At 56.6% G+C, this 23,144-nt stretch carries 22 protein-coding genes and 1 tRNA gene; 7 read left to right on the forward strand and 16 right to left on the reverse strand.

What is annotated here, in order from left to right; all coding sequences use genetic code 11:
- Positions 1 to 4: 4 nt before the first annotated feature.
- From HEQ34_RS00685 to HEQ34_RS00695, 3 genes are all read right to left on the reverse strand, one after another.
- Positions 5 to 781, reverse strand: a complete 777-nt coding sequence (locus tag HEQ34_RS00685; protein WP_296196061.1) for an SDR family oxidoreductase — start codon at positions 779 to 781, stop codon at positions 5 to 7.
- Positions 778 to 2,061, reverse strand: a complete 1,284-nt coding sequence (locus HEQ34_RS00690) for an alpha/beta hydrolase (RefSeq protein ID WP_296196064.1) — start codon at positions 2,059 to 2,061, stop codon at positions 778 to 780. The genes HEQ34_RS00685 and HEQ34_RS00690 overlap by 4 nt, the downstream gene beginning before the upstream one ends.
- Positions 2,062 to 2,162: 101 nt before the next feature.
- Positions 2,163 to 4,511, reverse strand: a complete 2,349-nt coding sequence (locus HEQ34_RS00695) for a TonB-dependent receptor (RefSeq protein WP_296196066.1) — start codon at positions 4,509 to 4,511, stop codon at positions 2,163 to 2,165.
- 525 nt (positions 4,512 to 5,036) lie between these two features.
- On the opposite strand from HEQ34_RS00695, the gene HEQ34_RS00700 reads away from it, so the two are divergent.
- Positions 5,037 to 6,542: a hypothetical protein gene (locus tag HEQ34_RS00700; RefSeq protein WP_296196069.1), complete on the forward strand. Its 1,506-nt coding sequence runs from the start codon at positions 5,037 to 5,039 to the stop codon at positions 6,540 to 6,542.
- Between the two features lie 606 nt (positions 6,543 to 7,148).
- Here the strand turns inward: HEQ34_RS00700 and HEQ34_RS00705 are convergent.
- Positions 7,149 to 7,238: transfer RNA gene (locus HEQ34_RS00705), tRNA-Ser, on the reverse strand.
- A gap of 79 nt (positions 7,239 to 7,317) precedes the next feature.
- On the opposite strand from HEQ34_RS00705, the gene HEQ34_RS00710 reads away from it, so the two are divergent.
- Positions 7,318 to 8,250, forward strand: a complete 933-nt coding sequence (locus HEQ34_RS00710) for a peptidylprolyl isomerase (protein WP_296196072.1) — start codon at positions 7,318 to 7,320, stop codon at positions 8,248 to 8,250.
- 7 nt (positions 8,251 to 8,257) lie between these two features.
- On the opposite strand, the gene HEQ34_RS00715 is transcribed toward HEQ34_RS00710, so the two are convergent.
- From HEQ34_RS00715 to HEQ34_RS00760, 10 genes are all read right to left on the reverse strand, one after another.
- Positions 8,258 to 8,968 (reverse strand): FliA/WhiG family RNA polymerase sigma factor, encoded by a 711-nt coding sequence (locus HEQ34_RS00715; protein WP_296196074.1) that lies wholly within the window; start codon positions 8,966 to 8,968, stop codon positions 8,258 to 8,260.
- Positions 8,958 to 11,078 carry a flagellar biosynthesis protein FlhA gene (gene flhA, locus HEQ34_RS00720; RefSeq protein WP_296196075.1) on the reverse strand — a complete coding sequence of 707 codons (2,121 nt, stop codon included), beginning with the start codon at positions 11,076 to 11,078 and terminating at the stop codon, positions 8,958 to 8,960. The genes HEQ34_RS00715 and flhA overlap by 11 nt, the downstream gene beginning before the upstream one ends.
- Positions 11,075 to 11,854, reverse strand: coding sequence for a lytic transglycosylase domain-containing protein (locus tag HEQ34_RS00725; protein WP_296196077.1), 780 nt, complete (start codon positions 11,852 to 11,854; stop codon positions 11,075 to 11,077). The genes flhA and HEQ34_RS00725 overlap by 4 nt, the downstream gene beginning before the upstream one ends.
- Before the next feature lie 73 nt (positions 11,855 to 11,927).
- Positions 11,928 to 12,215 carry a hypothetical protein gene (locus HEQ34_RS00730; protein WP_296196080.1) on the reverse strand — a complete coding sequence of 96 codons (288 nt, stop codon included), beginning with the start codon at positions 12,213 to 12,215 and terminating at the stop codon, positions 11,928 to 11,930.
- Between the two features lie 4 nt (positions 12,216 to 12,219).
- The gene (gene flgM, locus HEQ34_RS00735; RefSeq protein ID WP_296196083.1) at positions 12,220 to 12,495 is read right to left on the reverse strand and encodes a flagellar biosynthesis anti-sigma factor FlgM; all 276 of its coding nucleotides are present in this window, start codon (positions 12,493 to 12,495) and stop codon (positions 12,220 to 12,222) included.
- Between the two features lie 82 nt (positions 12,496 to 12,577).
- On the reverse strand, positions 12,578 to 13,009 hold the full coding sequence (locus HEQ34_RS00740; protein ID WP_296196085.1) for a flagella basal body P-ring formation protein FlgA: 432 nt from the start codon (positions 13,007 to 13,009) through the stop codon (positions 12,578 to 12,580).
- 424 nt (positions 13,010 to 13,433) lie between these two features.
- Positions 13,434 to 14,282, reverse strand: a complete 849-nt coding sequence (locus HEQ34_RS00745) for a hypothetical protein (protein WP_296196088.1) — start codon at positions 14,280 to 14,282, stop codon at positions 13,434 to 13,436.
- 1 nt (position 14,283) lies between these two features.
- Complete coding sequence (locus HEQ34_RS00750; RefSeq protein ID WP_296196090.1) at positions 14,284 to 15,003, reverse strand: uroporphyrinogen-III synthase; 720 nt, start codon at positions 15,001 to 15,003, stop codon at positions 14,284 to 14,286.
- On the reverse strand, positions 15,000 to 15,854 hold the full coding sequence (hemC, locus tag HEQ34_RS00755; protein ID WP_296196093.1) for a hydroxymethylbilane synthase: 855 nt from the start codon (positions 15,852 to 15,854) through the stop codon (positions 15,000 to 15,002). Before hemC ends, HEQ34_RS00750 begins: the two co-directional genes overlap by 4 nt.
- Positions 15,823 to 15,948: a hypothetical protein gene (locus HEQ34_RS00760; protein WP_296196095.1), complete on the reverse strand. Its 126-nt coding sequence runs from the start codon at positions 15,946 to 15,948 to the stop codon at positions 15,823 to 15,825. Before HEQ34_RS00760 ends, hemC begins: the two co-directional genes overlap by 32 nt.
- A 29-nt stretch (positions 15,949 to 15,977) precedes the next feature.
- On the opposite strand from HEQ34_RS00760, the gene tsaD reads away from it, so the two are divergent.
- From tsaD to HEQ34_RS00775, 3 genes are read left to right on the forward strand one after another with little or no spacing between them, the layout of a single operon-like run.
- Positions 15,978 to 17,012, forward strand: coding sequence for a tRNA (adenosine(37)-N6)-threonylcarbamoyltransferase complex transferase subunit TsaD (gene tsaD / locus HEQ34_RS00765; RefSeq protein WP_296196099.1), 1,035 nt, complete (start codon positions 15,978 to 15,980; stop codon positions 17,010 to 17,012).
- A complete protein-coding gene (locus HEQ34_RS00770; protein WP_296196102.1) occupies positions 17,009 to 18,004 on the forward strand; it encodes an NAD(P)H-dependent glycerol-3-phosphate dehydrogenase in 996 nt (331 codons plus the stop codon). The genes tsaD and HEQ34_RS00770 overlap by 4 nt, the downstream gene beginning before the upstream one ends.
- Before the next feature lie 41 nt (positions 18,005 to 18,045).
- A complete protein-coding gene (locus HEQ34_RS00775) occupies positions 18,046 to 19,542 on the forward strand; it encodes an oligosaccharide flippase family protein (protein WP_296196104.1) in 1,497 nt (498 codons plus the stop codon).
- On the opposite strand, the gene HEQ34_RS00780 is transcribed toward HEQ34_RS00775, so the two are convergent.
- Positions 19,539 to 20,534: an adenosine kinase gene (locus HEQ34_RS00780; RefSeq protein WP_296196107.1), complete on the reverse strand. Its 996-nt coding sequence runs from the start codon at positions 20,532 to 20,534 to the stop codon at positions 19,539 to 19,541. The genes HEQ34_RS00775 and HEQ34_RS00780 overlap by 4 nt on opposite strands.
- Before the next feature lie 72 nt (positions 20,535 to 20,606).
- Between HEQ34_RS00780 and HEQ34_RS00785 the strand changes: the two genes are divergently transcribed.
- Both HEQ34_RS00785 and HEQ34_RS00790 read left to right on the forward strand, forming a co-directional pair.
- The gene (locus HEQ34_RS00785) at positions 20,607 to 21,269 is read left to right on the forward strand and encodes an EI24 domain-containing protein (protein WP_296196109.1); all 663 of its coding nucleotides are present in this window, start codon (positions 20,607 to 20,609) and stop codon (positions 21,267 to 21,269) included.
- The gene (locus HEQ34_RS00790) at positions 21,266 to 21,658 is read left to right on the forward strand and encodes a hypothetical protein (protein ID WP_296196113.1); all 393 of its coding nucleotides are present in this window, start codon (positions 21,266 to 21,268) and stop codon (positions 21,656 to 21,658) included. Before HEQ34_RS00785 ends, HEQ34_RS00790 begins: the two co-directional genes overlap by 4 nt.
- Positions 21,659 to 21,966: 308 nt before the next feature.
- On the opposite strand, the gene queG is transcribed toward HEQ34_RS00790, so the two are convergent.
- Entirely contained in the window at positions 21,967 to 23,082 is a 1,116-nt protein-coding gene (gene queG / locus HEQ34_RS00795) for a tRNA epoxyqueuosine(34) reductase QueG (protein ID WP_296196116.1), read from the reverse strand.
- Positions 23,083 to 23,144: the final 62 nt, after the last annotated feature.

Raw genomic sequence — 23,144 nt, forward strand, 5'->3', positions numbered from 1 at the left:
CCAATCATAAAGGAAAAATCGAATGGCCGCCGTCAAGCACCAGCGCTTGACCGGTCATGAAATTGCTTTGCTTGGATGCAAGGTAAACCGCGATACCTTCCATGTCCGATAATTGTCCAATCTTGCCGGACGCTGCCCGACGGCGACAACCGTCTTGAAAGGCTTTGGGCGTGTTCAGCGACATTTCGGTCTCGATGAACCCGGGCAGGATTGCGTTAACTTGGATATCGCTGCGCCCCAGTTCGATTGCAAGTGACCGGACGAGCCCTGTCACGGCCGATTTGGTCAGGCAGTAACCAGCGGAATTGGGTAGCCCAAGTAGCGCCGCCACCGAAGATGTGACAATCAACTTGCCCCCCGCTTTGCGCTCTTGCCAGTGGCGCGTTGCAAGCTGAAACGTGTCGATCACGCTAAGGATATTGAGCTCGTTCGTATCGAGCCAGGCCTGCCGATCCAAATCGACGAACGCACCTCTGGCGCCCGCGCCACCTGCGTTGGCAAAACAGCTGTCGATTTTTCCGAAAGCATTAATAGTGCGATCAAATGCCGCAGCGGTAGACGCCGGGTCAGTCACGTCAGCTTCGAAGCTCTGGGCGCGGCCACCCATCGCAACCAGTTCAGAAACCGCCTTAGCATTCTTGGCCTCGTTCCGTCCCCACACCGCGATTTGCGCACCCGCCTTGACTAGGCCTTGTGCCATGGCAAGGCCAAGTCCGCCATTGCCGCCTGTTACCAGGGCGACGTGGCCGTTAAGATCGAAAAAATTGTGTATGTTATTCATTTACCTGCCGATTTGTGATGAAGTTCTAACCCACGCGCCCAACGACGCTGAAATCCGCGCCAGTAACCTGGCTGGTCATTGCCCGCCGTGATGCCGCCCCATGTCTGACCAAATCTGCTGGGCCACTGACCTTGGTTGGCGAATGGTGTTGGTACTTCGAGATATAGACGCTTACTTTCTTCGGCCTTCAATTCAAGGTCAAGGAATGCGCCGATGAAATGCGCGTTTATCATTTCGATCCGTTCCTTGCGCCACACAGGATCGGTAAGGAACTCGATCGTTGGAAAGTCAGCATCTGGCGCGATTGTTACAGGATTTCCGGCAATATTATGCGCGGCCTCGCGATAGACGAGAAGGTAACGGTCTGTGCCTTGCGCGGCATGGAAAAGCCGTTTTACCCCGCGCTCGTAATCGACAACATCGTCTTGATCGCCCGCCACAAGGAGCAGCGGCATACGCAGGCTGGCAAGCGCAGCATCCTGCCAGACCGCTGCGCCGGGTTGGCCACCCCAAGGGGCAAGCGCAACCACAGCCTTAATTTTCGATGCTAGGGCCGGATCCGGAATAGGAAGCTTGGCGCGCATAGCTGGCGATAACTGGGCAAAGGCAGGGGCTGCTGGATCAAGTGCCGCGCCGGCTGTGGTCAAGCTGCCATAGCCGCCCATGGAGAAACCGAGGAGGCCGATGGCATTCGGATTAACCTGTTCAGCGACCTGTGGCGCCAATTTGGCGCCGAGAATAGCATTCAGAACCGCTCGTTGGTCCCGTGTCCTGTTCATTAGAACCCCACCGAAAGAAGCTGCAAATGAACCCATATCCGTGAAAGGTTGGTCACGGTGATCGATTGAGGCAACCACATAGCCCCGTGATGCAAGCGTCTCTCCAAGGCGGCTCATATGTTCTGCCCAGCCGCCATAGCCGTGAGACATGACGACAAGCGGGAAGGTTTGCCCAGCGATCGGCTTGGCGTCGGCTACGGCGATGCCAGTTTCCGCAATATTCAGCGGTTGCTGGCCGGGCAATGCACGACGGTGCTTGTAAAGCGCTCTGGCGGAAGAGTCAGTAGTAACGGCAGGATACCAGAAGCGAACGCTTATGGTGCGATCTCCGACAGCCAGATCATGCATGCGCGTACCGATGCCAAAAGCACCGACTATTGCCAGTTCAGGCATTTCGGCTGAGTGACCTGCGGTCGGCTTTGTAGACTGGACTTGTCCTTGCGCCGTACCAGCAGAAATCGCTGCTATTAAGGTTACAAGGGCTATGATCGGTCGCGGCATGATTGAGATGGTCCCGTTACTGCTTCGTCGGAGCGGCAGGCGAAGGGGTTAGCTTCGCCTGCCCTGGCAGGAGGGGCTGCCAGTAGATCAATTTGGTCTGCTTACTGAAAGCCAACGCGAAGGCTTAGGCCGAAGGTCCGCGGATCCAGTAGGAAAGCACTACGGAAACTGCCAACCAATTCGGAGTTCACTTCCAGCCAAGTGATACTGTCTTGGTTCGTCAGATTCTTGACAAAAGCGGTTACGCTCCAATCTTTGCTGCTGTTGCCGATCTTGACCGAAGCATCGAGTTGGCTCCAGCTGCCAACTCGGTCTGCCGGTACGTTGAATTCGCGCGAGTGAAAGCCGGACTGCGAATAGAAATCGACGCGCGGGCGAACGGCCCAGTCGTTTCCTGCCTCAATCGTATATTCCGCAGCCAACTTTAGCGTACGGCGCGGCGCATTCGGAAGCTGATTACCTTGGATCTGGAACAGTGCCTTGCCGCGCGACGGATCAGACGACCGGAAATCGCTGCGGACCGTTGCGTCCAGCAGGCCCAGATTGGCTTCAAGACGCAGCGGCTCTATCGGCGTATAGACCAACTCAGCTTCTATGCCCCTTACCCGCGACTTTGGAATGTTGGTGTTCGCCACAGCGGTTCCGACAAGGTTGCCAACGATCAGGTTGGAGTATTCGTAATTGAACAAGGCCAGGTTCAATCGGCCCTTTCCGTCCATGAACGTATTCTTGGCGCCAAGTTCATAGGCATCGATGACCTCGGATTCGAAAACCGGAATAGTGTTGTTGCCCGGGTTGAACCCACCGGATTTAAACCCGCGCGAGAACGACAGATATATATTGGTATCCTGCGTAAATGAAACCGCCGGCTTCCAGTTTAGGATCGCGCGTCCAGTGACCTTATCAAAGTCCGCATCCCCGATGAAAAACGGGCTTAGTGCAAAAAGGCCGGAAGCGGTTTCGATATGCTTTTTATCATGGGTGTAGCGTAATCCACCGGTAAGCTTGAGATTCTCTGCAAGATCGACATAGGCTTCGCCGAATACGGCATAAGATTCAACCTGCCCCAACCGCGTATTGAACTTTGAAACAGCGCCCGACAATCGGTTGGCCGGGGTCCATGTATCGACATAACCGGAGCCACGCGAGTTCAGATAAAAGCCGCCCAGGATAAAGTTAAAGCGCCCATCCAAGCGTGAAGCAAGGCGTAGCTCCTGGCTGAACTGCTTTTGCGTGCCGCCGCCAGTCTGCGACGTGCGGTATTCCGTTGTGGTTACCGGACGACCTGACAACAGGTAGGTCATCACGCCGTTGCCATTACCGGCATCGGGGATCACGTGGCTCCCGAACGTACCGGGATTAAAGGCATTGGGCCGATATCCCTGATCGAAATCACGCTCGCTTGAGTTGTTGCCGTCACGCAGACCGGTCACTGCAGTGAGCGTAAGACTCCCTAGCTCTTGATTAATCTCCAGAGTCGCGAGGAAGTCCTCGGCTTTCTGGAACGGTTTTACGTCGATCACAACTTCGCGCAGATTGGTCGGATTTGTCGCAAAACTATTAGGTCGAACACGCCCCGCGAGAAAAATGTTGTCGATGGTGAAGTTGGTTGTCGGGAACGCTGCTGAAACTGAATTTGGAGAACAGCCAAAGGCCGGATCGGGCGTGCAGAGCGACTTGGCAGCGTTCTGCCGGTCTGAATCTTCCTTAAAATATGTCAGCGTAAGGTCGACCGTTGTGGAACTCGATGGTTCAAAGCGCGTACTAGAACGCAAGGTGAACTGGTTGCGACCATCAACCATGGAACCATCAAGCAGGTTCTTTGTATAGCCGTCCCGATTGATGTAATTGGCCGCGAAGCGTTGAGAGAGGCCGTTAGCCAGAGGAATGTTGATAGCCGCATTGGTTCGAATGCCGCGCGGGCTTTCGCCCTGGAGTTCTAAATAACCTTCGAAGCTGTCCGTCGGTCGGCGCGTAACGAAGTTGATGGCGCCGCCAGTTGTATTCCGACCGAACAAGGTGCCCTGCGGGCCGCGCAGAACTTCGATCCGCTCCATGTCGAAGAATTCGCCGAAACTGCTACCGGACTGCAAGAACACGCCATTCACGAGAACGCCGATATTGGTGTCGCCCGTTCCGCCGTATGAGGCGGACCCGACGCCGCGGATGGTAATGTTACGGTTGGCCGAAAGCGTCACATTGGGTGCGTTGAACTGAAGGTCCTTGCTATCCTCTACGCGCGCCGCTTCGAGTGCCGCGGCATTCAGTGCCGTTATCGCGATCGGAACGTCCTGGACATTTTCGGCTTTCTTCTGTGCCGTTACTACGATCATATCACGATCGTCGGCGGAGTCATTATTTTCGGCCTGCGCGAACGCAGGTGCCGCAAAGGCAACCCACGCGATGGCCAAGGCAGATGCGCCGATTGACGAAAACTGGATTTTTGACATGCATTCCTCCCTTTGCTGTTGGCCATATGTTTAATATAACTGGAAGGTTAGTCAATAGCGATGATTTAATCGCATATTTCTAAGCGAAATAAACGAATTTTTCACATATTATGGTCATTTATTGACTGATATAACAATAATCGCATGCCGGTATGAGATCTGCTGATGGACGGGGCTATACCAAGTCTCATCGACTAAAGATGAATTGCGCTAACAGATGCATAAATCCCAAAATTGACATTCATCGGAATTTCGTTAACCTGTTCTTATCGCATGTGTTTTTTTACAGTTGTTCGGGGGACTTCGCATCATGTTACGCAGCAACGCAAAGGCGGACGCAGTGCAAAGCTACTTGGGGGATGACGGACTAGATGCCGGAATTCTAGGCCACGGCCCTATACCAACGGTTCGTATACGAAGCAGCCGACTTGGACGGATATCGCACGCAGACTACACCGTAGAGTGTCGAAACACCAATCCTGTTTCGTGAAGCGATCTTCGAAAATAGAAAACAACGGGTGGGTGATGATGATCAAAATGAAAGGTCTCATATTCTTCATAATGGCTTTGTGTATTCCGGGGCAAGCTTATGCCGAATGGCATGAGGCAAGCAGCGATAATTTCCTGGTGATCGCTGACCAGAATGAAAAAGACACCCGGGAATTCGCAGAACGGTTGGAACGGTTTCATACCGCCATGTACTATATTCTCGGCCGCGAAACCCAAAAGGTCAGTCCCTCGAACCGGGTGACAATCTATGTTGTTCGAAGCACCAGCGACGTGCGAAAGCTCTCACGCGACAAATCCGGTTTTGTGCTTGGCTTTTATCAACCAAGGGCAGGAGGGTCCGTCGCTTTTACCGCAAGAGTCGAAAGTGATGGCGCGGATGTTTCCCAGAGCGAGCAAGTGCTTTTGCATGAATATGCCCACCATGTCATGCACAGCACAAACCAATGGTCGACACCACGTTGGCTAAGCGAGGGATTCGCCGAATTTTTCTCAACAGCGCGATTTGAAAAGAAAGGGGGCGTTGGACTGGGATTACCTGCAAATCACCGCGCCGGCGAGCTGGCGCTTGCCAAGAATGTTCCCATTCAGGCCTTGTTAGACGCCAGCGTTTACAAAGAGCCAAGGAAAGGCGTTTATGATGAGTTTTACGGGCGTAGCTGGCTGCTGTACCATTATCTGCTGCTGGGCGGGAAACGACCGCGTCAGCTCACCAATTATCAGGTAGCGCTTGCCAATGGCGCGTCTGAATCGGACGCTGCGAACACCGCATTTGGCGACCTCAATCTGCTTGAAAAGGAGATGAACGGGTATCTTGCCCAACGGCGCCTGAAATATATCCCGATCCCGGGTGAAAAGCTAAAAGTAGGTGCAATCTCGGTACGCAAAATGCGTGATGCCGAAGCGGCGATCATGCCGGTAGTCTTGCAATCAAAGCGCGGGGTTGACTCAGAGTCGGCCAAGACGCTTCTACCGCAGGCACAAAGCATTGCGAACGGCTATCCCAACGACCCATTTGTTTTGGCGGCGTTGGCCGAAGCGGAGCATGATGCTGGAAATCATGAAGTTGCAGTGCAAATTGCCGACAAGGCGCTGGCGGCTGACCCTGCATCCGTAAATGCGCATGTGCAGAAAATATTTGCGCTGTCACGCCTTGCAGAAGATTCCGACGAACCGGACTCTGCGTGGACACTCGTGCGAAAGGCCGTTGCTGCCCTTAATAAGGTCGAGGTCGATCACCCCATTCCATTGATCTATTATTACCGTAGCATGAGATTAGCGGGTAAGGACATTACCGAAGTTGCAGCACAGGGTCTTGAGCGCGCATTGCAACTCGCGCCATATGACAAAAATGTTCGTTGGGAGCTCACGCAGCAGCTTGTCGTAGAAGAAGAATATGCGACAGCTTATCAGACATTATTGCCGCTGGCCAATGACCCGCATAATCGGGGCGATGATAACCCTGCCATCAAACTGCTCGCGCAGATTAAGCAAAAATGGGAGCAACAGCCGAAAGCAGATTGACCGTGGCAGAATTACGGTGAGGAATTACGGGAATTGAATTGCGGTGACAGGTGCATAACCCCCGACATAACCCGTTCAGCACAAAACACCGTCGCACCAGCGAAGGCTGGTGCCTATGACGTGTGTATGGGTGGGCCGACAGGCGTGATAGGCCCCAGCCTGCGCTGGGGCGACGAGGTTTTTGTAGGGATTGTCGAGGGTTTAAGCGCGGTAAACCACTCTCGTCACCCTGAACTTGTTTCAGGGTCTTACTTTTCAACGTCCCAGAATCAAGATCCTGAAACAAGAATTCCGGTGACAATTGCCATAACCCCGAAACAGGTTTCGCTTGCAATGTAGGATTTGGTTTGAGATTCTGTGCGTCACGCCCGCAATTGTTGGGCGACCGGCTCTTTGAATGTGTTGAACCCCAGCCAGACTTTCGTACCCGGAAAGCCAACGTCGCAAAGTCGAGGTAAGTTTACAGAAATGTCGCGTTTTGCATATATGTTTGTAAACTTAGAACTCCGATGACAGGCATGAGCGGACTTTTTTGAAGAAGCCGCCTATGCGCCCAGCATCTGGCGCAAGCGGGCCCGTCGCGCTTGCGTGCCAGTGATGAAAAACTGGCGGAGACGGTGGGATTCGAACCCACGATAGAGTCACCCCTATACACACTTTCCAGGCGTGCGCCTTCGACCACTCGGCCACGTCTCCGCATTCCCCTTGGGGACGCACGCCCCTAGCCGCTCCTTTGCGCTTTCGCAAGGCACAGTGATTTGCCATAATGCATCTGATGAAAAGATATCTGCCTTTGGTCGCCATCGCCGCTTTATGCGCGTCCTTCCCGCTTTTGGCGCAGGAGGCCAAAACCTTCCCGGCGCCGTCGGAAATTGTCGCTGCGGCAAAGGCGGACGAATGGGTCGCCATCGCGCCGTCGGACCTGATGATCATGGACCTCGCGCCCGATTCGAAAGGCAGACCGCGCCGCGTGGTCATCCAGTTAATCCCTGAACCCTTCAGCCAAGGCTGGGTCGGCAATATCCGCAAACTGGCGGCGGCCAAATTTTGGGACGGCACGAGCATCAACCGCGTGCAGGACAATTATGTCGTGCAATGGGGCGACGCGACCGAGAAGAAGGCTTTGCCGAATGGGTTAGCGGTGGTGCCGGAGAGTGAATATGCTGGACACGGTGCGGCGCTCAACGACTGGATGGAACAGCAGGCAGCTGGACCATTCGGCCTGACGCTTAAAGATATTTACGGGACCAGCCACCCGATGATGGGATGGCCACTAGCAAGCGCCAACAAAGAGATGTGGCCAACCCACTGCTACGGCATGGTCGGCGTTGGCCGCAACCTCTCGCCCGACACGGGCAGCGGTGCCGAACTCTACACCGTCATCGGCCATGCGCCGCGCCACCTCGACCGCAATATCGCGCTCGTTGGCCGCGTGATTGAGGGCATTGAACATATGTCGAGCCTGCCGCGCGGCACCGGCGCACTCGGCTTTTACGAGACGGAAGGGGAGCGCGTGCCGATCCTGTCCGTCCGGCTGGGTAATGACGTGAAGGACGTGCCAGCGTTCGAATATCTGAACACCGATAGCGCAAGTTTTGCGGCTTATGCCGATGCGCGCGCAAACCGACGTGACCCGTTTTTTAATGTGCCAGCGGGCGGCGCGGATATTTGCAATATTCCGGTGCCCATACAGCGCAAGGCCAAGTAAAAACGGCTTAATCCATCATCATCATCTTCATCTTGTCGAGCGCAGCTTTCTTAATCTGGCACACCCGCGCCGCACCGACGCCCAAGGTCTCACCGATTTCATCAAGGTTCAATTCCTCGACAAAATATAGTTGGAGAATAAGCGCCTCACGCTCGGACAGTTTGGAAAGGTTTTCCACCAACGCCGCCCGCAATTGCGCCTTTTCCAGCATTGTGTCCGCCGCTTCTGACATATCGGCAAACCACATGTCATGGTCCGAATAGCTGTCTTCTATCGATTCCTGCCCCACCGGCTGCGTTGACGCGACCATGTTGTGATAGGCCGCAGGATCAAGCCCCGCCGCCGCCGCCATTTCGGCATCATTTGGCGGGCGCATATTTTCTTGTTCTAACCGCGCACGGATTCCCGCCAGATAACGGCGGTTGGCCATGCCCGCGCGGCCCATGCGCGCATCACGGCGCAACGCATCGACCATATTGCCGCGAATGCGCGTTGCCGCATAAGGTGCAAAGGCAATGCCCCGGTCTTCAAAATTCTGCGCCGCCTCAACCAGCGCGACGAGGCCGATCTGGATCAGATCTTCCACCTCAATTGCCGACGACATGCGGCTGTGCACATGCCACGCGATCCGGCGCACCAACGCGCTATGCGCCTCAACCAGTTGCGCCGGATGCACCGTTTGCGGGGTGGCATAAGCATTTCGAGCTTCAATCAGCATAAGGTTCTCCAATTTCTTGCGGTGCATCAGGTTCGGGCAGTTGCCCGATGCCGCCAACCACGGCGATGACTTCGACTTTTTTGGTTTCAGGGATTTCGAGGAAGGACAGAACCGCAACGTCGCTATATTGTGCGCGCAATAATCGTCCGACGGCCGCGCGGCACAATGGTGAGGTGATGATGGCAAAGCTGCGCGCGGCGACGAGCATGGGTTGCACCGCCTCATCAATCACCGAAATGATCCGGCGTGCGAGCTCTGGTTCAAACGGCCAGCTTGCCTGCGGGGCCGATTGGACCGACTGCACCAGAAGCGATTCCAACGCGCTGTCAAAGGTAATCGCGGGCAGCGGCATTTTGACAGGCACAATCGTTTGGACAATCAATCCGCCAAGCCTTTGCCGGACCGCCTCGACCAACTCGTTCATCTCCAGATTGCGCGGGGCGAGGTCGACCATGGCTTCGGCAATGCGGCGGAAATCGCGCAACGGCACCCGCTCGGCCAGCAGCGCCCGGCACAAGGTCGTAACCGCCGCCAGCGTATAAGGCATAGGTGTGAGACCAGCGGCGAGTTGCGGGTAGCTTTCCTTGAGATTGTTAATCAACGCTTGCGCATCATCCATGCCGAACAGCTCCGCCGCCGACGTGCTGACCAATTGGTTCAAATGCGTGGCAATGACGGTGGCCGGGTCCACAACGGTGTAGCCCGCCGCGACGGCATCGGTGCGGTCGCGCTCTGCGATCCAAAGGGCATCCAGGCCAAAGCTTGGGTCCTTGACCGCGCGCCCAGTTATGCCTTCGAGACAGTCGCCGGAATCGAGAGCCAATAATTCATTCGCCCAAGCCTGATCTTCGCCCACCAACACGCCCGATATGCGAATTTGATACGCGTTGCCGGGCAAGGACAAGTCATCGGCGACCTTGACCATGGGCATGACAAAGCCGAATTCGCGGGACAATTGGCGGCGGATAGCAGTCACGCGACCCATCAAAGCTGCGCCCTTGCGTTCGTCGACCAAGCTTACAAGTCCATAGCCAAGATCAAGCGTGATGGGTGCGACGTCCGCGACTTCATGCCATTCGATCAGGTGGCTTGGTGCCGCATCCGTGATCGGTTCGACCACACGCAATGGTGCCTTTTCCGCCTTGCGTAATGTCCAATAGATTGCGCCCGCCACCGCAGCCGCAGGAAGCACGACGAGCTGCGGCATGGCAGGAACCATACCCAGCAACATTAAGATGCCGGCAACAGGCCCCCAAGCGCGTGAGAAGCCAAATTGGCTTGATATCTGGCCTGCAAGATCAAGCGGCGACGATACGCGTGTGACAATGGCTGCTGCTGCAATGGATAACAATAACGCAGGCACCTGCGCCACCAACGCATCACCAACGGCAAGCATGATGTAAGTTTGCGCAGCCTCGCTAAAGCTCAGGCCATGGCTGACCATGCCCAAGATGAGACCGCCGAAAATGTTGACGAATAAAATGAGCAGCCCCGCAACAGCGTCGCCTTTTACGAATTTGGACGCGCCGTCCATCGACCCGTAAAAATCGGCCTCAGTTGCGACCTCTTGACGGCGGGCCTTCGCTTCGTCTGGGGTGAGCAGGCCTGCATTCAAGTCCGCATCAATCGCCATCTGCTTGCCGGGCAAGGCATCGAGCGTGAAGCGTGCCGAAACCTCGGAAACGCGGCCGGCACCTTTCGTGATGACGACCAGATTGATAATCATAAGAACCGCGAACACGAACAGGCCAACGATATAATCGCCGCCAATCAGGAAGGCGCCAAACGCCTCAATCACATGCCCTGCCGCCGCCGGACCATTATGGCCATCGACGAGCACCACGCGCGTGGAAGCGACGTTCAACGCGAGGCGAAAAATAGTCGCCAGCAGCAACACGGTTGGAAAAGACGAAAAATCCAGCGGCTTTGCCACGTTCATCGCGACCATCAGAACGGCCAGGCTGATCATGATATTCACGATGAAGCCAACATCCAGCAACACCGCAGGGACCGGAACGATCATCAACATGACCAGCAACAATATGGCCACGGGCAGGGCGTTGCCCTTCAGCACCGCCATCGGCACGGCGAACACAGGGTTGCGCATCATGCCGTGACCCCAGACAGACGCTGATACGTCCTGCGGGCAAAATCAAGATCAAGACCCTTGGGCATTTTTTCCATCTCGGCCATGGCCAAGGGCGCGCGGCGAACCGCGTGGGTTGCAAAATGCTGCTGTATGCTTGGCGACATTTGGCCATTTGACGGGGCCGCAGCCATCTTCGCAGAAAAACCGTCGCGGATTTCGATCAGGCTGCGTTGCGCACCGTCCGGACGATAGAATATCGACCTGTTCGCCGCTGCGGCGGACGGAAACAAGGACGCAGCGGCCTGATTGGGGTCGGTCTGCATCGCCGCCAGAAAGTCGCCTGCACCTTTTGCCCCCAGAAAATGCGCAAGATAAAGGTCAACCGCTTCCGGGTTGCCGTGCATACGCGATTGCAGATAATCATTGTTATCCGACGCCAGTTCAGCGGCCATGACCGCCGCCGTTTCAGGGTGCGTGCGCAAGCCCAAGATCTGGGCCCGCATATCGGGGTCAGCTACCGTAAAGGCACCGTTGCGGTTTTGCGTGATTGCGCCCGATGCCCAATCAAGCCCATGCGCAGGGCCATGCTGTTTCAGCGTGGCAAGCCAGGTCTGGTTGGTAAACTGATACAGTCCAGTGGCGCTGGATGTCTGGGCACGGGCATCTGGCCGCATGCGGCTCTCAAGTTGTGCCTGATCCATCAGATACTCAAAGCCAACGCCCGTACGCGCCGATGCATTGGCGATCGCCGACGTCACGCGCTGCTGCGTCGCGGTTGCGGTAATGGGGCCAGTCATGAGGGCGTCTTTGTGTTCATGCCCTGACTACAGCAACGCTCATGCCAAATGAAAAAAACGATGCATTTGCGCGCTATCGCGGTCGGTCTGTGTAGGTATGCGGCGATGATTGGCCCCGTAATTCCGCCAATCGGTCAATTTTCTGGCGGTTCCATGCCGTCAGATATTTGACCCTGATACGCGCTGCCTCTGCCTGTTTCATGCCATATGCCAACTGTCCGGGATCGACCCCATCCTCGTCCTGAGGCAACACCGCCAGCACCTCAGCCAACGCGCGCGACGCGACAAGAACAGCGTCGGCATCAAACGCATCCAGCGCCGCGATAAGATCGGCCTGGCGAGCAATGATGCGGTCGATCATGAAATCAGCCCGGGCTTTTCGATCCGAAACGGATGACGCCATCTGCAATAGCGCCCAGATCAATACGGTAGTTGCCGCTGGCGATCGCTTCTTTCAACGACGCGATCCGTGCGGCATCAAATGGGGGACCTTTTTGGGCAAGCGCGCTCGCAAGACTAATATTTTGCGCGATGGGTTGAATATTTTGTATTTTCTCTGGGCGTAACTTTGGAATGTCCGAAGCCATCTTTTGCCCAACACCAGCCAATATGGGCGGTTTTGACGTGACCGAATCAACCATGTTTATCCCTTTCCGCTTTGCTGTCGGAAATCTGACAGCAACAACGAAGGTAAAAACGGCAGATTGTTCATTCTCTTTAATATTAAAATATGGCCAGCCCGCGCGCTTTGGCCGTGGCGGTCATCGGCGTGGGCGATGTCAGCGATTTGACACGCAAGGATTGGCCAATTCTGGCATCATCCAACGCGATCATTTGTGCAGATACGGCAAAGCCCGGCCCAGTTGTAATACATTCAATTACATCGCCTTTGCGGATAATGATGGCAGCGCCTTCATCCATCGCATTGGGCGCACGCACTGGCACACGCAACCGCCAGCCAATGGCCGGACACCGCACCACAACAACCCCGTCAACTGCTGGCATGATGATCGGTGCATCGGAACATTTTGCGAGCTTCAACCTTTTGTCCACTGGCTCTGCATTGGCATGCATTTGAATATTCTTGTCGAGAAGCGCTAGGTCTTCAAATTGGACTGGCGCGGCAGCGGACATTATCAACAATAGGCTAAGCATAAACATTCCCTCGGATTTGATAGTCCGAAGGCAGCAATCATCGTGCCAATTGCTCTAGGGTCAGGACCACTTAAATCCACCTTCGCGGTTTGAGGCCATGCTGTTCAGTGCCAGGCGGCAAGCGCAGGACTTAGTGGTTCTAAGTGCAAGCTTGCCAACGTGGCAATGGACAAAATGGGTCAAATCCGAAGGACGCCAAAATGCCTTCGATCTCGAAATAAAATGCCCTTGCAGGCAGAATAACTGCCTGCGGCGGACATTTTCCTTCGATATCTTTGCCATTTTGACGCCGCGAAGGTGGATTTAAGTGGTCCTGACCCTAATCCCAAATATTCTGTGCGATGCGCCGGATAAGGTTCAGGTCAGCAATCAAACCCGGCGTTGTTTCGGTACTGGAGGAGGGCGCAAAGGGAACGGATGCGCGTCACGACGCTGCTGAAGCCCCGACGGCAGCCGCCTGCGCGGGTGCTGGCAGGGTTACAGGCAAGACCACAGGGCGGATCAAGGCCATTTGTTCCAAACGATCAAGCGCCTTACGGGCATCGGCATAGCGTTTCGCGCGGATCATCCACGACTGAGCCGCAGAGGCACCCGGCATCGCGGCGACTTCCAACATGGCCGCTGACAGATTGCCCGCCTCAACAAACGCTTGTGCGCGGATCAGGCGCTGTTCGGGGGTGCGCGTCGACCCGTCATCCCGGCGCAGCACAAAAAGCTGCGACAGCTCGCCTTTTACGGTTTCCCAGACGCTACTATCGCGATTACCAGAGACCAATAAAGGCGCTAGTCTGCTAAGCTCTGTCTGCAGTTTGTCGATGGTAACCGGTGCCTGCGCTGCAGATATAATAGTTGCAACCGCCTGCGGCTGCGTTGCGCCAAAGCGAAGCCGGAGCTGTTCCGCCAGATATCCCAAGGATGCGCCATTATCGAGCGTCCGGCGCACGGCAAATGTCAGCAGCAGCCCTTCACCACGCACCGCGTCACCCGATATCGCGGGGTCCGTTACATACACCGGAACCGTTTGGCCTTGGACCTGCGCCGTTGTGCCAGCGGCAGGCAGCATTGCGGGCGTGACTTTGCCCGAAGGCAAAGGATCAGCGATGTTTTCTGCTTCCGCCGTTTCCTGTGCCGAAGGCGCGAGAATACCAAAGCTATCCGCCAGCCACCATGTCGCCGCCCCGCCGCCGGTAAAGGCGACCAGAAGCAGCAACATGAAATGCTTGAATTTCATCCCGCCAGCCGAAGCGGGCTGTGCCGTTGGATAATCGCTCATATCAGTCCTTAATAGCCGCGCCGCGTTCGTCTTTGCAATGCGTGGGTGTAAACTGTCCTTGGATCGCTTTCAACAATGCAGCATCATTGGGCGCGTCCGCTATGATCATCGCCCCCCAATTCTCCCCAGACGCCTTGGCAATAGCGTTCGAAAATGCCGCGAGCGTGACGTCGGCGCGCGGCACGCCCATGATAGCACACAGATCTGCAAAATGCCGGGCAGCGCGCGACGAATGCAGGATCACGGCATCGCTATCGGTTACTTGACGCACAAAGTCATCTGGCGTGCTGACGGTGGCGCTTCTGTAAACGATTTCAATGTCGATACTGACACCATGGATATGCGGAATGGGGCTATGATCTTCGCCTGCCAGCCATAACAGGCGTTGATGGCCGTCGGCGACGGCGCGCCGCACCAGCGTGTCAACGCCTTCAGACCCGGTTTTAGCAACTGGCACGGACAAGCTGTGCAGTGCGCTGGCGGTTGCGCTGCCCACGGCATAAACCGGCTTGGCATGGTCATGGGTCAGAAATTCTAATGCGGCGCGCGCGGCGTTTCCGCTGGTCAACAATATCGCGTCATAACCATCTGCCGAGATGCGCTGCACGGGCAGATGCTCGATGGAAAACAACGGCATGAGAATGGGCTCGTGCCCCGCGGCGCGCAGGCGATGCGCAGTCGCATCCGCCCCAGGCTGCGGCCGGATAATCAATAGCTTCACGATGCGAAAATGCCTCTCAGCTCCGCGCTTGCTTTGCCCAATAATTGCTGCGCAAGCTGCGCGGGGCCATCGCTACCAATCGCATACAGACATTCGCCCGATTGCAGTTCGCTCCCATTTGCCGTGAAAATCTCGGCACGCAGCCGGATCTGCGTCCCTTCAACCCGCGCCAGCGCGGCAACCGGGGAATGGCAATTGCCCCCGACAGCGGCGAGAAACGCGCGCTCGGCATTAACGGCAACAAATGTATCGGCGTCGTTAATTGCCTGTGTGATGGGGAAAAGGTCTTCACGGCTTGCCAATCGATCAATACCGACGGCGCCTTGCGACGCGGCCGGCAAAAACGCGTCGAGCGATAGTTCAGCGCCCACTTCGGCCATACCCAAACGGTCAAGCCCTGCGGCAGCAAGCAGGGTGGCATCGGCGTCCCCTGCGTCAATATGCGCAAGACGGGTCGCGACATTGCCCCGCAGTGGCACAATCTGTAAATCAGGCCGCACCCGTTGCAGCTGCGCCGCGCGCCTGGGGCTCGACGTGCCGACACGCGCGCCTTGCTTCAAATCACCAAGCGACGCAGCCCCAATCAGCCGGTCATGAACGTCAGCGCGCGGCAACATCGCAGAAATGACAAAAATGTCTGCGCGCCATGTTTCGACGTCTTTCATCGAATGGACGGCGATATCAATCTGATCATCGATCAGCGCGCGTTCCAACTCCTTGGTCCAAAGCGCTTTCCCGCCAATATCGGCGAGCGGCCTGTCCTGAATCTTGTCGCCCGTCGCCAGCATTGGAACAAGCGTCACCGCGTCATCGGGCAGATTATGCGCCGCTTTCATAGCCGCCTTGGTCATCTTGGCCTGGGCCAAAGCCAGCGGAGAACGACGGGTTCCGATGCGTAAAGGGCGCTCGGCTGTGAATATTGGACATGTCATGCGGCTTGTTCATAGCGGCGCGTCCAACTATGGGAAAGCACAATGGCAATCATTCTGGGTCTTGAATCAAGCTGTGACGAAACCGCAGCGGCAATCGTGCGGTCCGATCGCACAATCCTAAGCCATGCCTTGGCCGGGCAAGAGGACCATCACCGCGCATTTGGTGGCGTTGTTCCCGAAATCGCGGCGCGCGCGCATGCCGAGTTGATGACGCCCCTGGTCGAAACGGCATTAGCCGATGCCGGACTTACCCTAAACGACGTTGATGCCATTGCCGCGACCGCTGGCCCGGGCCTTATTGGCGGCGTGATGGTAGGTTTAGTCACGGCAAAGGCGCTCGCGATGGCATCGGGCAAGCCGCTGATTGCCGTCAACCATCTTGAAGGCCACGCCTTGTCGCCCCGCCTTATCGATGCGGATCTGGAATTTCCCTATGTGCTGTTGCTTGTGTCGGGCGGCCATTGCCAGTTGCTGCGCGTCAACGGCGTTGGCGATTATAACCGTCTTGCGACCACCATCGATGATGCAGTGGGCGAGGCGTTTGACAAGACCGCGAAAATCTTGGGTCTCGGCTTTCCTGGCGGGCCCGCGGTCGAACGCGCCGCCGCCATCGGCAACGCCAACAACGTGCCCCTGCCAAGGCCGCTAAAAGGCGCGGATGAACCGCATTTCTCCTTTGCCGGTTTGAAAAGCGCTGTCCTTCGCGCGCATGCATCGGGCCGGTATAGGATACAGGATATTGCCGCGTCGTTCCAATTGGCGGTCATCGACTGCCTCTATGACCGCATAACCTATACGCTGGATCGCATTGATGCGCCTGCTGCCTTGGTGGTGGCTGGCGGTGTTGCGGCCAATGTGCCAATCCGTGAGATGCTGGAAAAGCTCGCTGTGCAACGTGGGATGCGCTTTGTCGCCCCGCCCTTGTGGTTGTGTACCGACAATGGCGTTATGATCGCTTGGGCCGGTGCAGAGCGGTTTGGCATGGGCCTCACGGACGGGCTGGACTTTGTCGCGCGGCCGCGTTGGCCGCTTGACCCCCATGCCGCACCCGCTCGCGGCGCAGGCGTCAAAGCATGAGCGTGGGCAGATATCCCGTCGGCATCATCGGTGGCGGCGCATGGGGCACTGCGCTTGCGGCAGTCATGGCACAAATCCATGATGGTGTCTTGCTGTGGGCCCGCGAAGAAGATGTCGTACGCAGCGTGAACGTCCAACATGAAAACACCCTGTTCCTGCCCGGAATGCCGCTGTCGCCAAAGATTGAAGCTACAGCCGACCTTACCCATATGGCCAATTGCGATGCGTTGCTGATCGTCACGCCGGCGCAGCATGTGCGCGCGACTTTATCCGCACTTCCCGATACGCAAGCGCCGATGATCCTGTGTGCCAAGGGTATTGAGGCCGACACACAAATGCTGGTGTCCGACGTCGCAGCGCATATGCGGCCGCAAAATGCTTTGGCTGTGCTTTCCGGCCCTACATTTGCGCATGAGGTCGCGGCTGGAAAGCCAACCGCCGTGACGCTTGCGACCGCAAGCCCAGCGCTTGGTTCGGCGCTGATGCGCAGTATCGCCACCCCCTCTTTCCGTCCCTATTGGTCCGATGACGTCGTTGGCGCGGAAATTGGAGGTGCCGTTAAAAATGTGCTCGCCATTGCCTGTGGCGTAGTCGACGGCGCTGGCCTTGGCCTGAATGCGCGCGCTGCGTTAATCGCGCGCGGCTTTGCCGAAATGCAGCGTTACGGCCTCGCGCGCGGTGCAAAAGCCGAAACGCTTGCGGGGCTGTCAGGGCTGGGCGATCTGGTGCTGACGTGCAGTTCGGAAAACTCGCGAAACTTCTCGTTGGGCCGGGGTCTTGGACAAGGACGAACCGCGCAAAACCTGCTCGCCGACCTTAAGACCGTGGCCGAGGGCGCGTTTACCGCACCAGTGCTTTTGAAGTCGGCCACATCTCTGTCTGTCGAAATGCCAATCGTTTCAGCCGTTTGCGCGTTACTCGCTGGCACAGCCACCGTGGAGGCTGTAGTGAAGGAGTTATTGGCCCGTCCACTCAAGTCCGAAAGCTGGTAACTTCGGCCTGAATCCGCTAGTTCACGCACAAAGGACCGCATTTGACCACAGCCAGAACCGATGAAGAAGACATTCAAGCGCTCGCCAAGGGCGGTCGTACAAATGTCTTTGGATTCGTGCTGCGGCTGGCGGCGCGTATCCCATTCTTGTTCATCGCAGGACGGCTGTATGGTCCCGAGGCACTTGGCCGCTTTGCTTATGCGATTTTGATCGTTGAATTTGCAGCCCAGCTTGGGTCGCTTGGCCTGCGCCGGGGTCTTGCGGAGCTGCTGTCCAAGGATGATCGGCCGCATGCCCATATCATCGCGGATTGCTTACTCGCCGCGATGGTCGCTTCGGCGCTGGGCGCTGCATTTTTGATCGCGTTGCCGCAATTCATGTTTCCCAATAGCGGCATCAACGGGTTTGATCGGTTCTTGCCGCTGGCGATTTTTGCGATTGTGGTGACGGATATATCGCTGTCTGCGCTTGCCTATAAATTTGACATCCTATCCACCGTACGCGCACGTGCAGTTGTCGAGCCTTGGACGATCAGCATCGCTGCGGGTGTATTTTATTTCTATTCCGCCCGTGACGGCCTGATCCTGGCTTATATCGCCTCTTTAGCGGCGGCATTGGTCTTTGCGCTGTGGCCCTTATGGCGCAGCTATGGCCTTCCGCGCGGCTGGCGCCCAAGCCCGACGCGCTCGTTTGGCATTGCGCGGCGCAACCTGCCGCTCGCTGCTGCTGATGCAGCCGAATGGGGCAGCCGGCGGCTTGACCTTGCCATATTGGGCTTGTTCGCCGCGCCAGCCGTCGTCGGAATTTATTATGTCGCGCAACAAGTCGCGAGCCTGCCGCAGAAGTTGAAAACCAGTTTCGACCCAATTTTGGGGCCAGTCATTACCCGCAATTTGCAGACGCAAAACTATGCGGAAATCGCCAAGCAAGTGGGCCAAGTCGGCTTTTGGATCATAGCGGCGCAGGCGGGGATTGCATTGGCGCTTGGTATCCCGGGCGAGGCCGTGATGGGGCTGGTGGGCCCTCAATTTGTTGGCGGCGCTATGGCGCTTGCCTTTTTGCTCGCCGCAGAGGTTACCGCCGCCACCGCCGTCGTGAGCGAATCCGCCTTGGTGTATATGGCACGCCACCGAAATCTTTTGATCTCGCTCGGCATGCTCATGGTACAGGCATTGGTGAGTGTTGGCCTGATCATACTCGTCGACGATTTACCCATTAAGCCTGAACATGTCGGCCTATATCAGGCGGCAGCGGTGGCGTGCGGCCTGACGATCTCGCTTGGGATCGGGTCGCTTATCAAATCCCGGCTTCTGTCGCATTTGCTTGGGCAGAATATCCGTGTCTGGCGCTGGCCGCTGCTTATTGCCGTCGCCGCTGCTGCGCTGCTTGGATTCATTATCGTCAGCGTGCCCGCCCGATTTGAATGGGTCGAACTCACAATCGGTATTCCCGCAATTCTTGGTCTTTATGGCTGGATCGTCTGGCGCTGGGGCTTTGGCCCCGAAGACCGGGTCCTATTCCGCAAGAAACGCGATTAACGTAAACGCTTGGCAACCAAATCCGCAATGTCTGCTTCCGGCCGCGCGCCATAATGCGAGATGATTTCCGCTGCGCACACCGCACCCATGGTCAGGCATTCCGCCATTGGGCGCCCCTGCGCAAGGCCGGCAAACACACCGGACGCAAACAGGTCGCCTGCGCCTGTGGTATCGACCAACTGCGCCACTGGTTCCGCACCGACTTCCGTCCGTACACCATTTTCGACGGCAATCGCGCCATGTGCGCCGCGCGTGCAGACCAGCAATGGAACCTTGGCGGCGATAGCGGCGACCGAAGCTTCGAAATCATCGCTGTTGTTCAGCGCGCAGATTTCAACTTCGTTAGAGAATAAAATGTCAATACGGCCAGCGTCCATTTCGGCCAGGAAATCAGGACCATGACGCGAAATCACAAATGCGTCTGATAAGGTTAAAGCCACCTTGCGACCAGCCGCCCGCGCAACATCAATGGCGGTGCGCATGGCAGCACGTGGTTCTTCAGGGTCCCACAAATACCCTTCAAGATACAAGATCGCCGCGCTTTCGATCAGCGATTTGTCGATTACCGTTTCAGGCAGATATTGGGATGCACCCAAAAAGGTGTTCATCGTGCGCTGCGCATCGGGCGTGACCAATATGTAGCAACGCGCTGTCGATGGCGCGCCGTCGCGGGCAGGAATGTCGAAATGAATGCCGCCCGCGCGAATGTCATGCGCGAAAACTTCACCAAGCTGATCGGTTGCAACTTGCCCGATAAACGCCGTCTTGTGTCCAAGCCGTGCAAGGCCAGCCAAGGTGTTCGCCGCCGAACCCCCGCTAATTTCCCGGGCAGGTCCCATATGCCCGTAAAGCGCCTGTGCGCGTTCCTCGTCGATAAGCTGCATGCTGCCCTTATTGAGGCCTTCGCTTGCGATGAAAGCATCATCGGTATCGGCAATGATATCAACAATGGCATTGCCAATTGCGAGGACGTCGAAGCGGGTATCGGTCATAAAGGTTCCTATTTAAGCCAAGCGCGCCCTAGTTGGATTGGACATTTCCGGCAAGCGCTTTAGAACGGTCGCATGATCCAGGCGTTGATGCTTTCGTTCCAAAGTCTGTCCGACAGGCGTATCTTTGCTGTCTTGGTCAAGGTAATCCTTCTCACCATCGTCAGCATCCTCATTCTGGGCGTTGGCCTCTGGTTCGCCCTGCAAGGGTTGTTCGGATGGTTCAATGTGAATGATGACAGCCTTTGGTCGGGCCTGCTCTCAGGTGCCATTACCGTCCTGTCCGGCTTCTTGCTGTTCCGCGTTGTCGCCGTTGCGATAACATGGGTTTTTGCCGATGACATCATCGATGCCGTCGAGGATCGGCATTATCCACGGCAAGCCGCATTCGGCAAACGGCCAAGCCTTGGCGCTGGTGTGCAGTTGGCCATGCGGTCGATAATGCGCGTGCTGGGCTATAATCTCCTCGCTTTACCGCTTTATGTGCTTCTGCTGTTTACCGGCTTTGGCACCGCCATCGCGTTCCTGTTGATCAACGCGTTGCTTTTGGGCCGGGACTTGGAGGATATGCTCATCGCACGTCATGGCGCAAAGGGCGCGATGAACAAGCTACCCCGTCTGATGCTGGGACTAATGGGAACTGCCGGAATGCTGGTGCCGCTTGTCAACCTTCTGGTGCCCATTTTGGCAACAGCCACGGCGGTCCATTGGGTCCATTCAGGAAATTCGAATTTATGAAGCATGCACTCCCCCTCACCGCAATCGCGCTGTTGCTGGCGGGCTGTGTCTCGGCGCCTGAGGCACGTGCGCCAGCGCGTCAGCCCGCACCGGCCGAACGCACGGCGGCGTCTTTCCCGCCCCGTCCTGTTATTGTAGCGCGCGGACTTGAAGGCGTGATTGGTAAAGACGCCAATGCTATAAAACGCTTATTCGGCGAACCACGGCTGGACGTTGTCGAAGTAAATGGTCGCAAGCTGCAGTTCGTCGGTAAGCCCTGCATCCTTGATGTGTTTCTCTATCCCGAACGCAAAGGCGCGCGCGAAGTCGTCACTTATGTCGATGCACGCAGAAGCGACGGAGCGGCCGAAGACCGCGCCGCCTGCATTGAGGCCCTGCAACGCCGCTAAGGTGGATTTAGGGTCAGGACCTATTAAATCAACCTTCGCGGTTTGAGGCCATTTTGTTCAGTGCAAGGCGGCAAGGCGCAGGCTTAGTGGTTCTAAGTCTAGCTTTGCCAACGTAGCAATGGACAAAATGGGTCAAATCCGAAGGACGTCAAAATGGCTTCGATCTCAAAGCAAAATGCCCTTGCAGGCAGAATGACTGCCTGCGGCGGACATTTCACTTCGATATCTTTGCCATTTTGACGCCGCCAAGGTGGATTTAATAGGTCCTGACCCTAAGTGGTCCTGACCCTAACTGGACCGTTCATATCCTACGCCCCCCATTCGGCAAGAACCGACGCATCTTGCTCCGTAGCAAACAAGTCCTGCCGCCTTTGCGCAAACACCTCAGGCGACAGCCGCCCCAACGCCCAAATCGCCGCGCCGCGCACCACAGGCGAAGGATCAGCCAGCAACACCTCAATCTGCGCAATAAGCCCGGCATCCGTGCCATTGCCAGCCGCGATCAGGACATTGCGAACAAACCGGTCACGTCCGATCCGTTTTATGGGCGATCCGGAAAAAAGTTGGCGGAATGCGGCATCATCCAATGTCAATAAATCCGCAATCTGCGGCGCAACCAGTTCCGCGCGCGGCAAGAAAGCCTTATGCGCGGCGGCCGTTTCGGCAAATTTGTTCCACGGACAAACGGCAAGACAGTCATCGCAGCCATAGATATGATTGCCCATTAATGGCCGAAGTTCCAAGTCAATCGGCCCCTTATGCTCAATCGTCAAATAAGAGATGCAGCGGCGGGCATCGAGGCGATAGGGCGCGGGAAAGGCATTGGTCGGGCAAATGTCTTGGCACAAACGGCATGATCCACAACTGTCTTCGGCAGGTAAGGCAGGCGCAAGCTCAGCGGTGGAATAAATCGCGCCCAAAAACAGCCAACTGCCATGTTCCCTGCTCACGACATTGCTATGCTTACCCTGCCAGCCAAGCCCTGCGGATTGCGCCAAGGCTTTCTCCATCACGGGCGCGGTATCCACAAAAACCTTAACGCCTGCACCTGCTTCATGGGCCAGCCAGCCCGCCAGCCGCTTGAGCGCGCCCTTCACAACATCATGATAATCGCGCCCTTGTGCGTAGACCGAAATGCGTGCGCGCGTGTCTTGGTCGGCAAGGACCATGGGATCCTGCGGCGGGGCGTAGCTCATCCCCAGCATGATGACGGATTTGACCTCGGGCCATAAGATGTCCGGATTGGCGCGCTCATCGGCGCGGCTTTCCATCCAAAGCATGTCGCCATGCAAGCCTTCGCGCAGCCATTGTCGAAGTCGCACGCCTGCCGCCGGCGCAAGACGGCCAGGCGCGATGCCAAAGGCGACAAAGCCTTCGTTTTTGGCACGATCTTGCAAGGCGTAAACTAAATCTCTATCTTGCAAGGCGTTATCTAAATTTCTATTTTCTCTCTCCACGCGCCGACCTTATTCAACACCCTCCCACA

Origin of the sequence: Sphingorhabdus sp., from assembly GCF_023910635.1 — a bacterium.
In the GTDB taxonomy this organism is placed as follows: domain Bacteria; phylum Pseudomonadota; class Alphaproteobacteria; order Sphingomonadales; family Sphingomonadaceae; genus Sphingorhabdus_B.

Bases quoted from the DNA above. Each gene is read 5' to 3' on its own strand.
- flhA (WP_296196075.1), bottom strand. From the start codon at position 11,078: ATGATGCGCAACCCTGTGTTCGCCGTGCCGATGGCGGTGCTGAAGGGC.
- HEQ34_RS00730 (WP_296196080.1), bottom strand. From the start codon at position 12,215: ATGATCGACCGCATCATTGCTCGCCAGGCCGATCTTATCGCGGCGCTG.
- flgM (WP_296196083.1), bottom strand. From the start codon at position 12,495: ATGGTTGATTCGGTCACGTCAAAACCGCCCATATTGGCTGGTGTTGGG.
- HEQ34_RS00695 (WP_296196066.1), bottom strand. From the start codon at position 4,511: ATGTCAAAAATCCAGTTTTCGTCAATCGGCGCATCTGCCTTGGCCATC.
- HEQ34_RS00790 (WP_296196113.1), top strand. From the start codon at position 21,266: ATGAAGCATGCACTCCCCCTCACCGCAATCGCGCTGTTGCTGGCGGGC.
- HEQ34_RS00745 (WP_296196088.1), bottom strand. From the start codon at position 14,282: ATGAGCGATTATCCAACGGCACAGCCCGCTTCGGCTGGCGGGATGAAA.
- HEQ34_RS00770 (WP_296196102.1), top strand. From the start codon at position 17,009: ATGAGCGTGGGCAGATATCCCGTCGGCATCATCGGTGGCGGCGCATGG.
- HEQ34_RS00760 (WP_296196095.1), bottom strand. From the start codon at position 15,948: ATGAACAAGCCGCATGACATGTCCAATATTCACAGCCGAGCGCCCTTT.
- tsaD (WP_296196099.1), top strand. From the start codon at position 15,978: ATGGCAATCATTCTGGGTCTTGAATCAAGCTGTGACGAAACCGCAGCG.
- HEQ34_RS00700 (WP_296196069.1), top strand. From the start codon at position 5,037: ATGATGATCAAAATGAAAGGTCTCATATTCTTCATAATGGCTTTGTGT.
- HEQ34_RS00715 (WP_296196074.1), bottom strand. From the start codon at position 8,968: ATGCTGATTGAAGCTCGAAATGCTTATGCCACCCCGCAAACGGTGCAT.
- HEQ34_RS00780 (WP_296196107.1), bottom strand. From the start codon at position 20,534: ATGACCGATACCCGCTTCGACGTCCTCGCAATTGGCAATGCCATTGTT.
- HEQ34_RS00740 (WP_296196085.1), bottom strand. From the start codon at position 13,009: ATGCTTAGCCTATTGTTGATAATGTCCGCTGCCGCGCCAGTCCAATTT.
- HEQ34_RS00710 (WP_296196072.1), top strand. From the start codon at position 7,318: ATGAAAAGATATCTGCCTTTGGTCGCCATCGCCGCTTTATGCGCGTCC.
- HEQ34_RS00785 (WP_296196109.1), top strand. From the start codon at position 20,607: ATGATCCAGGCGTTGATGCTTTCGTTCCAAAGTCTGTCCGACAGGCGT.
- HEQ34_RS00725 (WP_296196077.1), bottom strand. From the start codon at position 11,854: ATGACTGGCCCCATTACCGCAACCGCGACGCAGCAGCGCGTGACGTCG.
- hemC (WP_296196093.1), bottom strand. From the start codon at position 15,854: ATGACCAAGGCGGCTATGAAAGCGGCGCATAATCTGCCCGATGACGCG.
- HEQ34_RS00690 (WP_296196064.1), bottom strand. From the start codon at position 2,061: ATGCCGCGACCGATCATAGCCCTTGTAACCTTAATAGCAGCGATTTCT.
- HEQ34_RS00685 (WP_296196061.1), bottom strand. From the start codon at position 781: ATGAATAACATACACAATTTTTTCGATCTTAACGGCCACGTCGCCCTG.